The sequence below is a fragment of the Mesorhizobium sp. CA14 genome, assembly GCF_020165195.1.
GTDB lineage: Bacteria > Pseudomonadota > Alphaproteobacteria > Rhizobiales > Rhizobiaceae > Mesorhizobium.
Map to the genome: position 1 here is coordinate 20,423 of NZ_JAIUHR010000025.1, position 12,612 is coordinate 33,034.

Annotated in this window: 8 protein-coding genes; all 8 read right to left on the reverse strand. The window is 64.8% G+C overall.

Annotation, left to right across the window (positions count from 1 at the left end; translation table 11 throughout):
- Positions 1-46: 46 nt before the first annotated feature.
- The 8 genes from LB565_RS22490 to LB565_RS22525 all read right to left on the reverse strand — a co-directional run bounded on the left by LB565_RS22490 (position 47) and on the right by LB565_RS22525 (position 12,612).
- Positions 47-1,756 carry an APC family permease gene (locus tag LB565_RS22490; protein ID WP_224587904.1) on the reverse strand — a complete coding sequence of 570 codons (1,710 nt, stop codon included), beginning with the start codon at positions 1,754-1,756 and terminating at the stop codon, positions 47-49.
- Between the two features lie 263 nt (positions 1,757-2,019).
- Positions 2,020-4,389 carry a DUF1989 domain-containing protein gene (locus tag LB565_RS22495; RefSeq protein ID WP_224587906.1) on the reverse strand — a complete coding sequence of 790 codons (2,370 nt, stop codon included), beginning with the start codon at positions 4,387-4,389 and terminating at the stop codon, positions 2,020-2,022.
- A gap of 260 nt (positions 4,390-4,649) precedes the next feature.
- Positions 4,650-5,276: a sarcosine oxidase subunit gamma gene (locus LB565_RS22500; RefSeq protein ID WP_224587908.1), complete on the reverse strand. Its 627-nt coding sequence runs from the start codon at positions 5,274-5,276 to the stop codon at positions 4,650-4,652.
- Positions 5,269-8,250: a sarcosine oxidase subunit alpha gene (locus LB565_RS22505; protein ID WP_224587910.1), complete on the reverse strand. Its 2,982-nt coding sequence runs from the start codon at positions 8,248-8,250 to the stop codon at positions 5,269-5,271. Before LB565_RS22505 ends, LB565_RS22500 begins: the two co-directional genes overlap by 8 nt.
- On the reverse strand, positions 8,250-8,525 hold the full coding sequence (locus LB565_RS22510) for a sarcosine oxidase subunit delta (RefSeq protein ID WP_041009024.1): 276 nt from the start codon (positions 8,523-8,525) through the stop codon (positions 8,250-8,252). The genes LB565_RS22505 and LB565_RS22510 overlap by 1 nt, the downstream gene beginning before the upstream one ends.
- Before the next feature lie 67 nt (positions 8,526-8,592).
- The gene (locus LB565_RS22515; RefSeq protein ID WP_224587911.1) at positions 8,593-9,846 is read right to left on the reverse strand and encodes a sarcosine oxidase subunit beta family protein; all 1,254 of its coding nucleotides are present in this window, start codon (positions 9,844-9,846) and stop codon (positions 8,593-8,595) included.
- Between the two features lie 92 nt (positions 9,847-9,938).
- On the reverse strand, positions 9,939-11,246 hold the full coding sequence (gene glnT, locus LB565_RS22520; protein WP_224587913.1) for a type III glutamate--ammonia ligase: 1,308 nt from the start codon (positions 11,244-11,246) through the stop codon (positions 9,939-9,941).
- Between the two features lie 37 nt (positions 11,247-11,283).
- On the reverse strand, positions 11,284-12,612 hold the full coding sequence (locus tag LB565_RS22525) for an FMN-binding glutamate synthase family protein (RefSeq protein WP_140544190.1): 1,329 nt from the start codon (positions 12,610-12,612) through the stop codon (positions 11,284-11,286).

Sequence of the window (12,612 nt, forward strand, 5' to 3'; positions counted from 1 at the left end):
ATAACGGGCGCGCCGAGGCGCGCTCGTCTGTTTTCAGGCTGCCGTGTCAGATGACGAACACCCAGTTGGCGATCAGCATCACCGCCACGCCGGCGATCAGCGTCAGGTAAGGCAGCATGCCCGCCTTCCTGACCGAGAGGTCGGCCCCTGCCATGCCGAGGTCGGCCAGCATGTGTTCGGGGAATTTGCCTTTATCCTGGATGTAGTGGCGGAAGCAGAACACCGGGATGATCAAGGCAGCGGTGATCAGGCCGGCCCACAGCGCCATCGGGTTCCACACCTTGGCGCCGGCGCCCATGAAGATCGCGTTGACATAGGCGAAGATGGCGCCGATGCCGAGCAGCCAGGTCGGCGCCTTCCAGGGGCGATTGATGTGGCCGTTGTCGATGCGATGGATCCAGCCGGCGTTGAGGTTGAGGAAGTTGAAGATGATGTAACCGCAGTTCGACACGGCGAGGATGAAGAAGAAACTCGTCGCGTCGGCCGAGGCGATCGCCAGCACGATCAGGTTGAAGCAGAGGTCGGTCCACATCGCCCGCGTCGGCGCGCCATGCTCGTTGACGTGGCTGAGATAGCGCGGCAGCCAGCCGTCAACCGAACCCTGGTAGAGCGTGCGCGAGGAACCGGCCATCGCCGTCATGATGCACAGCACCAGCGCCAGGATCATCAGCATGACCAGCAGGCTGTGGATCAGCTTGCCGCCACCGACCATGCCGGCCAGCGCGTCGGCGACCCCCGAGCCGTCGACGATCGGCGTCGCCAGCATTCCGTTCAACCCCAGCACGCCCTGGAAGGTGAAGGGCACCAGGATGAACAAAAGCATGCAGAGCAGGCCGGAATAGAAGATCGCCTTGAAGGTGTCGGTGCCGGGGTTCTTGAATTCCGATGTGTAGCAGACCGCAGTTTCGAAGCCGTAGGTCGACCATGCGGCGATGAACATGCCGCCGAGCGCCAGCGTCCAGCCGGCGATGTTCCAAGAGCCCGGATCAGGCGCATAGGCGGCCGCCAGCGGCACCAGCGGTGAGAAGTTCGCCCAGTCGATCTGGCCGGTGAAGATCGGCACGACGCCGACGATCAGCATCGGGATGATGACCAGCAGGCCGATATATTTCTGCACATTGGCCGTGCCGAGGATGCCGCGATGCTGGATCGCGAAGATGATCAGCATCAGCACCGCGCCGATGAAGAAGGTGGCGTTGAAGGTGAAGGACACTGGACCCAGCGTATGGCTGAACAGCGACCAGGTACGGATCGCGGGCGTGGCGGCAGCCGCCACCGCGGCGACGGCATCGGCAGGCGCCGTTCCGGCATGCGCGGCGATGTAGGCGACCACTTCCGGCGATGTCTCGGTGAAGGCCGGGATCGGCGCCAGCGCGTTGAGGATGTAGGCGGCGGCGATCGAGCAGCCGAGCGACAGCACCGGCGACCAGGCGAACCAGTTGCACCACACCGATAGCGGCGCGATGAACTTGGAATAGCGCAACCAGGCCGTGGCGCCGTAGATCGACGCGCCCCCCGACTTGTTCGGGAACAGGCCGGCGATTTCGGCATAGGTGAAGGACTGCAGGAAGCCCATAATCATGGACACCGTCCAGATCAGGAAGGCGAGCTTTCCGGTCGTGCCGGCAATGCCGCCGATCGAGAACAGGACCAGCGCTGGAACGCCGCTTGCCACCCAGAAGGCCCCACGCCAGTCGATGTGCCTGAGCAGCTTGCTTTCTGCAGGCTGCTCGAGGGCCGTGCTTATCGTGCTCATATCTTGTGTCTTCCCCTTTTTCTGTTCCCCGCCGGCGACGCTTCGGCTTTTGCGAAGCTTGCTCCCCGGCCACTATGGTCGCTCTGGTGTGTTTCCACTCAGTCGTATTTTTTTCTTAAGAGTGAAGATTGATCCGGCGCGCTTTCGCGTCAAGCGTTTTGTGAAAGTCATGCACACCCCGCTTGCGAAACGTCGGCCGTCTGCCGCCGGTGGCGGCCGGCGGGAGTTGGATTTGCGTTGGGAGGCGTGTCAGGAACGGGCTTTCAGGAACGCGGTCTGGTCTTCTGCGGATCGTAATGGGCGAAGCCCACGACCCGCGCGGGCAGCCGCTTGGCCTGACCGTCGAGCTTGCCGATCTCGACCTCCGTGCCGATCTCGGCGTGAGTGACGTCGAGCCGTGCCAGCGCGATGGTCTTGCCGAGCACCGGCGAACGCATGCCGGAGGTGACGACGCCGATCTGGGCGCGGCCGACATGGACGCAGTCGCCATGGCCGACGGCGACATTGGCATCGATATCGAGGCCGACGAGCTTGTGTTGCGGATGCTCCTTGCGCCGGATCAGCGCGTCGCGGCCGATGAAATCGTCGGCCTTGGTCTTGAGCGGCACGGTGAAGCCGATGCCGGCCTCGAACGGATCGGTCTGGTCGGAGAATTCGTAACCGGCGAAGATCAGTCCCGCCTCGATGCGCACCATATCGAGCGCCTGCAGGCCCATCGGCTTCAGCCCGTGCGGCTGGCCGGCCTCCCAGACGGCGTCGAACACTTTTTCGGCATCGCGCGGATGGCACCAGATCTCGTAACCGAGCTCGCCCGTATAGCCGGTGCGTGAGACGACGACGGGCACGCCATTGCCGCCGCCGATGCGCGCGACGGCGAAGCGGAACCATTCGAGCTCGCCGATCGAGGGCTGCACCGGCGAGGTCCAGACCACTTCCTTCAATATGTCGCGGCTCTTCGGGCCCTGTACGGCGATGTTGTGCATCTGGTCGGTGGAGGAGCGTACCAGCACGTTGAGGCCGAGCTTTTTCGCAGTCTCGCGCAGCCACTCGCCGGAAAGATCGTCGCCGCCGACCCAGCGGAAATTATCCTTGCCGAGCCTGAGCAACGTCCCGTCGTCGATCATGCCGCCATGCTCGTAGCACATCGCCGTATAGACGACCTGGCCGACGCCGAGCTTCTTGACGTCTCGGGTCAGCGTGTATTGCAGCAGCGCTTCGGAGTCCGGACCGGTGACCTCGAACTTGCGCAGCGGCGACAGGTCCATGATCACCGCGGCCTGCCGGCAGGCCCAGTATTCGGCGATGGGGCCTCCCTTGGCGAAGGAATTGGCGAGCCAATAGCCGCGATATTCGACGAAGTCGCGCGTGTGCTTGGCAAAGCTCGAATGAAAGGCTGTCTCGCGGGTCATTTTCGGTTCCGAGTCGGGCTTCATGCGTCTGGCGATCGCTCGCGAGAATTTGTGCTGGCCGGAATAGGCGCGCACATGGATGTCGGTGAGGTCCCAGCCATTGGCGGGCGTGGTGTCGTCCGGGCAGGCCGAGGAGACGCAGACGATATCGGTCAGGGCTCTCAAGAGCACATAGTCGCCGGGTCGCGACCACGGCTCGTCCGACACCATCACGCCATGCGCGTCGATCGCCGTGTTGAAGAAGAAGTTGATCGCCATCCAGCCCGCGCGGGGATTTACGCCCTTGTCCGACAGCGCCTTGTTGAAATTCTCCGAGCAGTTGGTGTGTCCGGGATAGCCGATGTCGTCGTAATATTTGGCGGCGCAGGCGAGCGCGAAGGCGTCGTGCCGGCCGCAAGTGTCCTGCACCACCTCGACCAGCGGCTCCATGTCCTGGTCGTAATATTTCGAATGCAGGCCAGGCATCGGATAGGCCGAACCCATCAGCGTGCGGGTCGTCGTCACGTCGAGCGGCAGGTCGCGGCCCTTGTCCAGCTTGCGCGCGGAAAAACACTGGAAGTCGGTGCATTGCCGGCCATCGACATCGATGATCTGCAGATAGTCGCCGGCCTTGACGAAATAGGCCTCGGCGGTCGCCGACTTCACCCGAAGATCAAGCACGGGATCGGCAAGCGGATCGGGAAGCTGCGATCTCGTCTTCAGGCGGATCGTGGCGCGGCGCACCAGAACGGTCAGCGGCGTCGCGGTGTTGTGGCCGTCGACCAGCATCGGCCCGCCAGGCGCCGCGATCAGCAGCGCGCCGTCGCGCTGGACGGCAAAGCTCTGCTCGGTGCCGGCGGGCGTGGCGCCGCCGAACACACGCACGGCCTTCGGCTGGTCGAGCTGCACATTGCGGCGCTCGAGGCTGAGACGCAGCGCCGCGAGGCTGTCGTCGCCTTCGGCAAGCAGCGCCTTGATGCCGGCGGCATTGCTGTTCGACCGCTCGCCGAAAATGCCGGGATCCGTCGCGCCTGATTTGTCCCAGGCCAGCAGCTCGCAGGGCTGCCCGCCCTCGACATTGCTCACGCTCACGCTGTCGCCGGCCTCGACGTCGATGAGCACCGCGCCATGGCCCTGGACAGTATATCGTTCCACACCCGGCGGCAGGCTGATCTCGCCGGGCCTCAGGATCAGGCTAGGACGCGGCGGCCCGGACAGGACGGCAGGGTAGGGCGACTGGCTCATCTCAACCCTCCTCCGAGCGAGAAACAAGTTTGCCTGTGTGTAAAATTATTTTCGCTGTAAGAATAGCAGGGCAATGCCGTTTGGCAAGCACCGGCTCTCCCTTCTCCCCTTGTGGGAGAAGGTAGCCGCGAAGCGGCCGGATGAGGGGTGCTCCAGGGAAAAACAAGCGTCTCACTCCGCTGGAACACCCCTCATCCGTCTCGGCGCTTGCGCGCCGATCCACCTTCTCCCACAAGGGGAGAAGGGGAGCCTGCGCACCGCTACGCCAACTTCTCGGAATGGGTAATCGTCACGCCATATTCCGCGGCCGAGTCCAAGATCGTATGCCACAGGCTCTCGGCGAAAGTCGCGAACACCAGGAGGTTGAACACCGGCTGTCCATCCGCCCGATCCTTGCCGCGCCAGAGCGTGATGCTGGTATGATCCATCGAGGTAGCAGCCGCCGCACCCACGCGAAACTTATCGGGATGCAGGTCGATCGAAGACAGCTTCGCAAGCATCGCGCGCGCCTTGTCGCCGGAGATGCTGATCAGCGCCCGCGCATGCGACTGGTCGGAAAGCGAAGCCGAACCCACGAAGGCCGCCGCAAGCGCTTCGATCGTATGCTTGCCGCCTTTGGACAGCACGAGGAACTGGTCCGGTCCCGACCAGATCAGCGCCGTGTCCGCCGTATCCACCGCCTTGGGCGTTTCCGGCGCGGCGATGCCGAAGCGCGCCTGCGCGGCCTTCACCATTTCGGCCGCCTTGCCGCGCCGCGCCATCACCTGCACGAGATCGAAATCGCGGATCTCGGTCAGCGCCACGCCGGCGTCGCCTTGCGCGCCGTAGGAGCCGGCAATCAGCGCGCGGTCCAGCGGGCTGCGGACGTCCCAGGAAAACTCAGCCACGCTGGCGCCCTCCATCCGGATCGTAGAAGACGGAATTGCAGAGCTCGACATCGTAGTCCTCGCCGCGCAGCGGATCGTGCGCGCGCACGATCTCGCCGATGCGCTCGCGGCCGCGCTCGACGAGGCCGAGCCCGATCCATTGGTCGAGCACCGGCGAGAAGCAGACCGAAGTGACATAGCCCTGGTCGTTGCCGGGGCCAGGTGTCTCGCCCTTCGGGATGATATGCGCGCCGGAGCGCAGGCGGTGCGCCTTGTCGGTCGGCTTGATGCCGACGACCACCTGCCGGTTCGGCGCGGTGAGCGCCTCGCGTCCGGCCATGACGCGGCCGATGAAATCCTTCTTGGTCGACATCATCTTGCCGAGGCCGAGATCGCCCGCCGTGGTGGTGCCGTTGAGCTCCGGCCCGGCGACATGGCCTTTTTCGATGCGCATCACGCCGAGCGCCTCGGTGCCGTAAGGCGTGACGCCGAACGGCTTGCCGGCAACCATCAGATTGCGCGCCATCGCCTCGCCGTAGCGCGCCGGCACCGAAATCTCGAACGCCATCTCGCCGGAGAAGGAGATGCGGAACAGCCTTGCCTTCAGGCCGCCGCGCAGCCTGACCTCACGCGCGCCCATGAACGGAAAACCTTCGTTCGACAGATCCTCGGCCGGATCGACGATCTCTTTCAGCAGATCGCGGGTGTTCGGTCCGGCGATCGAGAACTGCGCCCATTGGTCGGAGACCGAGGTCAGCTGCACGTCGAGCTCGGGGAACAGCACTTGGCGGCAGAATTCCAGGTGCTGCATCACCAGTCCGGCTTTGGCCGTGGTGGTGGTGAGGAAGTAATGGTCCTCGGCCAGCCGCGAGGTCGTGCCATCATCATAGACGATGCCGTCTTCGCGCAGCATCAGCCCGTAGCGCGCCTTGCCCACGGCAAGGCTGGAGAAGGCGTTGATGTAGACGCGGTCGAGGAAGGCGCCGGCATCAGGCCCGTGCACGTCGATCTTGCCGAGTGTCGAGACATCGCAGAAGCCGACGCCGCTGCGCACCGCCTTGACCTCGCGGGTCACCGATTCCAGCCAGTCCTTCTCGCCGGCGCGGGGGTACCACTGCGCGCGCTTCCATAGGCCGGTGTCGACGAAGATGGCGCCCTGTTCGGCCGCCCAGTGATGCGATGGCGTCAGCCGGGTCGCATGGAAATTCTCGTCGCGATGATGGCCGGCGAAGGCGCCGATGGCGACCGGCACATAAGGCGGCCGATAAATCGTCGTGCCGGTCTCGGGAACGGATTTCCCGCTGACGGCGGCCATGATGGCGAGGCCGGCGACATTCGAGGTTTTGCCCTGATCGGTCGCCATGCCGAGCGTGGTGTAGCGCTTCAGATGCTCGACCGATTCAAAACCTTCGCGCTGCGCCAGCTCGACATCGGACGCCGTGACGTCGTGCTGCTGGTCGACAAAGGCCTTGCCCTTGCCAGGGACATGCCAGAGCGGCGTCAGCGAAAAGGCCTCGTCGTCGGCGACCGGCACGGACCCGACATTGCCGCTGCAGCCGGCATCACGTGCCGCGGCAGCGCCGGCTTCAAACCCTTCGCGTAGGCAGGCGCCAAGTCCGAACGCGCCATTGGCTGCGCCCGCCGCCACCATGCCAGGCGGCGCGCCGTCCGGCACGAAGGCGGCAATGTCGTCACGCCATTTCGGCCGGCCGCGATGGTAGGAGGTGAGGCCGACCGCCGGGTTCCAGCCGCCGGAGACGGCAAGCCCGTCGGCCTCGACCTCGGCGCGGGCGCCGCCGGTCAGCGAGACGGAAATCTTGCGCGCGCCGCCCTTGCCACCATCGACGCTGGCGACAGCGCCGTGCAGCACCGGAAAGCCGCTCTTGCTCGCAAGCGCGCGATGCGCCGGCGAAACGTCCGGCCGCGCGTCGATCACGGCGGCCACTTGAAGACCCGACGCGATTGCCGTTTCCGCTGTGCGCCAGCCATCCTCATTGTTGGTGAAGAGCGCGATGCGTGTCGCCGGCGTGGCCGCGTAGCGGTTGATGTAGCTGCGCATGGCCGACGCCATCATCACGCCCGGCGTGTCGTTGCCGGCAAAGACGATCGGACGCTCGATCGCGCCGGCGGCGGCGACGCAGCGCTTGGCCACGATCCGCCACAGCCGCTGGCGCACCTGATGCTCCGGCGGCACCGGCAGGTGGTCGTTGACACGCTCGATCGCGCCATAGGTGCCGCCGTCATAGACACCGAACAAAGTCGTGCGCGTCATGATGCGCACATCGGGCATCGCCGAAAGCTCGGCGAGCGTGCGCGCGATCCATTCGGATGCCGGCAGTCCGTCGATCGTGCCGCCATCGGCGAGCAGGCGACCGCCGAGGACGAAATCCTCCTCGCACAAGACGACGCGCGCGCCGCTGCGGCCCGCGGCAAGGGCTGCGGCCAGACCGGCCGGCCCGGAACCGGCGATCAACACGTCGCAATGCGCCCAGGCCTTGTCATAGTGGTCGGGGTCGGAAACGCCTGCAGCGCGTCCGAGACCTGCGGCGCGGCGGATCGCCGGCTCGTAGATCGCTTCCCAGAACTTTGCCGGCCACATGAAGGTTTTGTAGTAGAAGCCGGCGACGAAGATCGGGGCGAACAGCTGGTTGATCGACATGACGTCGAAATTGAGCGACGGCCAGCGGTTCTGGCTGGCGGCTTCCAGACCGTCATAAAGCTCGGCCGTTGTCGCTTTTGTGTTTGGCTCGCGCCTTGCGCCGCTGCGCAATTCGACCAGCGCGTTCGGCTCTTCCGAGCCCGCGGTCAGGATGCCGCGCGGGCGATGATATTTGAACGAGCGCCCGACGAGCTTGACGCCGTTGGCGACCAGCGCGGAAGCCAGCGTGTCGCCCTTGAAGCCCGAGAACGTCTTGCCGTCGAAGCGGAAGTTGAGCGCTGCCGAGCGGTCGATGAGACCACCATTGTTCAGCCGGTTTGCCTGATCGCCGCGCATTACGCACCAACCTTGGCGGCGCCAGCGCCCGCCGCCGGCTCGACGGCCGAAATCTCATGCGTCAGCGTGTTGCGCGTGACCTTCAGCCAGGCGCGGCAGCCGCCGCCATGGTACCAGTGCTCGCTCATCGGGCCGGCAACATTGTCGCGCAGATAGACGTAATCGTAGACCGCATCTTCGCCGGCATCGGCCGCGGGGCGTTGCGGCTTGGCGTCGCCGAGATAGGTGAACTCGCCGAGTTCGCGTTCACCGCAGAAGGGACAGACTATGCGCATGGCTGGGTCTTCAATGCATGATGCCAAAAAGTGTGAAGCGGTTTTTGGATAACATCATGCTCTATCCCTAATGCAGGTTCGGTTGGGCGCCCTGGCCCTTCTCGTCGATCATGGCGCCGCGCTGGAAGCGGTCGAGGCGGAAGAGTGCTGCTTCCTTGTGCGATTGATCGCGGGCGATGAGATGGGCGAAGACGAAGCCTGAGCCGGGCGTCGCCTTGAAGCCGCCATAGCACCAGCCGGCATTGATGTAGAGGCCGTCGACTGGGCTCTTGTCGATGATCGGCGAGCCGTCCATCGACATGTCCATGATGCCGCCCCACTGGCGCAGAAGCCGCACGCGGCCGATCATCGGGATCAGCGCCATGCCGCCCTCGCAGACATCCTCGACCACCGGCAGATTGCCGCGCTGGGCATAGGAATTGTAGCCGTCGATGTCGCCGCCGAAGACCAACCCGCCCTTGTCCGACTGGCTGACATAGAAATGTCCGGCGCCGAAGGTCATGACCCCGGGGATCAGCGGCTTGATCGCCTCGGAGACGAAGGCCTGCAGCACATGGCTTTCGATCGGCAGGCGCAGCCCTGCCATGGCCGCCACGCGTGACGAGGAGCCCGCCACCGCCATGCCGACCTTGCCGGCGCCGATCTTGCCGCGCGACGTCTCGACGCCGGTCACCTTGCCGTTGGCGTCGCGCGTGAAGCCGGTCACTTCGCAATTCTGGATGATGTCGACGCCGAGCTCGCTCGCGGCGTGCGCATAGCCCCAGACCACGGCGTCGTGCCGTGCGGTGCCGCCGCGCCGCTGCAGCAGTCCGCCTTGCACGGGGAAGCGCGCATTGTCGAAATTCAGGAACGGCAGCATTTTCCTGAGCGCCGCCTGGTCGAGCAGTTCCGCATCGATGCCGTTGATGCGCATCGTGTTGCCGCGCCGGGCGAAAGCATCGCGCTGCGCGTCGGAGTGATAAAGGTTGAGCACGCCGCGCTGGCTGACCATCGCGTTGTAGTTGAGATCCTGCTCCATCCTCTCCCACAGCTTCATCGACAATTCGTAGAAGCCGGTGTTGCCCGGCAGCCCGTAGTTGGAGCGGATGATGGTCGTGTTGCGGCCGGCATTGCCGGAGCCGATCCACCCTTTTTCCAGCACCGCGACATTGCGGATGCCGAACTCGCTGGCGAGAAACCAGGCGGTGGCGAGACCGTGGCCGCCGCCGCCGATGATGATCACGTCATAGCGATCCTTGGGCGCTGCGTCGCGCCAGGTCGGCTTCCAATTCTTGTGGCCGGAAAGGGCGGCGCGGGCGAGCGAGAAGATCGAATATTTCATCAGTTCATTCCGAGGTCGCTCGCACCGCTAGAGCATGATGCCGAAAAGTGTGAAGCGGTTTTCGGACGACATCATGCTCCACTACAGGACGATCAGATATCCAGCGTGTGGTCGCGCTCCCACTGCGTGAAGTGCGAAGCATAGGAATTCCATTCCTGCTGCTTCAGCTTTAGATATGCCGACGAGAATTCCTCACCCAGCGCCGCCTTGAGCGATTTGTCCTTGTCGAACTCGCGCAGCGCGTCGAGCAAGTTGAGCGGCAGTTTCGGCGCATCCGTCACCGTGTGGCCGAACTGGTACATGTCGATGTCGTAGCGCTTGCCGGGGTCGGCCTTCGAGCGGATGCCGTCGAGGCCGGCGGCGATGATGACAGCCTGCAGCAAATACGGGTTAGCGGCGCCGTCCGGCAGGCGCAATTCGAAGCGGCCAGGCCCCGGCACGCGCACCATATGCGTGCGGTTGTTGCCGGTCCAGGTCACCGTGTTCGGCGCCCAGGTCGCGCCCGAAATGGTGCGCGGCGCGTTGATGCGCTTGTAGGAATTCACCGTCGGGTTGGTGATCGCGGCAAGCGCGGAGGCATGCTTCATGATGCCGCCGAGGAAGTTCCTGCCCTTGGCGGACAAGCCGAGCTCTTGCGAATTATCGGCAAAGACATTGGTCTTGCCGGTCTCGTCCCACACCGAGATGTGCGCATGGCAGCCATTGCCGGTCAGACCCTGGAAGGGCTTGGGCATGAACGTCGCGCGCAGGCCATGCTTTTCAGCGATCGACTTGACCATGAACTTGAAGAAGGAGTGCTTGTCGGCGGTCGCCAGCGCGTGATCGAAGGTCCAGTTCATCTCGAACTGGCCGTTGGCATCCTCATGGTCGTTCTGGTACGGGCCCCAGCCCAACGCCAGCATATGGTCGCAGATCTCGGCGATGACGTCGTAGCGCCGCATCACCGCCTGCTGGTCGTAGCAGGGTTTTGAGGCTGTATCGTATTCGTCGGAGATCGCCTTGCCATCGGGCGAGATCAGGAAGAACTCGGCCTCGACGCCGGTCTTGACATGCATGCCGTCGCGGGCGGCTTCGTCGATCAGCCGCTTCAGCGTGTTGCGCGGCGCCTGGTTCACCTCCTTGTCGTCCATGATGCAGTTGGCGGCTACCCAGGCGACGTCCTTCTTCCACGGCAGTTGGATGACCGAATCGGGGTCCGGCACGGCCAGCATGTCGGGATGCGCCGGCGTCAGGTCGAGCCATGTGGCGAAGCCGGCAAATCCTGCACCGTCCTTCTGCATGTCGGCGATCGCCTGCGCCGGGACCAGCTTGGCACGCTGCCCGCTGAACAGGTCGGTGTAGGAGATCATGAAATATTTGACGCCGTTCTCCTTGGCGAATGCGGCGAGATCGTTCCCCATTATGTAGTTCCTCGCTTATGTGTCTTGAAAGTTTGTCCTAGAAGCCGTTCTTCCCCGGTATCCAGTTGGTGCCGGCCAAAGGCACGCCGGCCATGGCGGCGGCTTCGATCGAGAGCGCGACGAGATCCTCGGGCTCGAGATTGTGCAGGCTGTTCTTGCCGCAGGCGCGGGCAATTGTCTGCGCTTCGAGCGTCATCACTTTGAGGTAATTCGCCAGCCGCCGTCCGGCCGCGATCGGGTCGACCCGTTTCATCAATTCGGGATCCTGCGTGGTGATGCCGGCCGGGTCGCGGCCTTCGTGCCAGTCGTCATAGGCGCCGGCCGTGGTGCCGAGCGCGCTGTACTCCGCCTCCCAGCGTGGATCGTTGTCGCCAAGCGCGACGAGCGCCGCCGTGCCGATCGACACGGCGTCGACGCCGAGCGCCAGCGCCTTGGCGACATCGGCGCCGTTGCGGATGCCACCGGAGACGATCAGCTGCACCTTGCGGTGCATGCCGAGGTCCTGCAGCGCCTGCACTGCCGGCCTGATGCAGGCAAGTGTCGGCTGACCGACATTCTCGATGAACACTTCCTGGGTGGCAGCGGTGCCGCCCTGCATGCCGTCGACCACGACGACATCGGCGCCGGCCTTCACCGCGAGCGCGGTGTCATAGTAGGGGCGCGCGCCGCCGACCTTGACGTAGATCGGCTTTTCCCAGTCGGTGATCTCGCGCAGCTCCAGGATTTTGATCTCGAGATCGTCCGGCCCGGTCCAGTCGGGATGGCGCGAGGCCGAGCGCTGGTCGATGCCCTTGGGCAGCGTGCGCATCTCGGCGACACGGTCGGAGATCTTCTGTCCGAGCAGCATGCCGCCGCCGCCGGGCTTGGCGCCCTGGCCAACGACCACTTCGATGGCGTCGGCGCGGCGCAGGTCGCGCGGATTCATGCCGTAGCGCGAGGGCAGATACTGATAGACCAGCGTCTTGGAATGCCCGCGTTCTTCCTCGGTCATGCCGCCGTCGCCGGTGGTGGTCGAGGTGCCGGAGAGCGTGGCGCCGCGTCCGAGCGCTTCCTTGGCCGGGCCGGAGAGCGATCCAAAGCTCATGCCGGCGATGGTGATCGGGATCTTCAGCTCGATCGGCTTCCTGGCATGGCGCGAGCCGAGCACCACCGATGTGTCGCAGCGCTCGCGATAGCCTTCGAGCGGATAGCGCGAGATCGAGGCACCGAGGAAAAGCAGGTCGTCGAAATGCGGCAGCTTGCGCTTGGCGCCGGCGCCGCGAATGTCATAGATGCCGGTCGCGGCCGCGCGGCGGATTTCTGAAAGCGTGTAGTCGTCGAAGGTCGCGGATTTGCGCGGCGTCGTCGGCGGGTTGCGGTAGGTCAT

What these genes read in the sequence shown, in the direction of transcription:
- LB565_RS22490 (WP_224587904.1), bottom strand. Translation starts at nt 1,756, where the DNA reads ATGAGCACGATAAGCACGGCCCTCGAGCAGCCTGCAGAAAGCAAGCTG.
- LB565_RS22495 (WP_224587906.1), bottom strand. Translation starts at nt 4,389, where the DNA reads ATGAGCCAGTCGCCCTACCCTGCCGTCCTGTCCGGGCCGCCGCGTCCT.
- LB565_RS22505 (WP_224587910.1), bottom strand. Translation starts at nt 8,250, where the DNA reads ATGCGCGGCGATCAGGCAAACCGGCTGAACAATGGTGGTCTCATCGAC.
- LB565_RS22510 (WP_041009024.1), bottom strand. Translation starts at nt 8,525, where the DNA reads ATGCGCATAGTCTGTCCCTTCTGCGGTGAACGCGAACTCGGCGAGTTC.
- LB565_RS22515 (WP_224587911.1), bottom strand. Translation starts at nt 9,846, where the DNA reads ATGAAATATTCGATCTTCTCGCTCGCCCGCGCCGCCCTTTCCGGCCAC.
- glnT (WP_224587913.1), bottom strand. Translation starts at nt 11,246, where the DNA reads ATGGGGAACGATCTCGCCGCATTCGCCAAGGAGAACGGCGTCAAATAT.
- LB565_RS22525 (WP_140544190.1), bottom strand. Translation starts at nt 12,612, where the DNA reads ATGACCTACCGCAACCCGCCGACGACGCCGCGCAAATCCGCGACCTTC.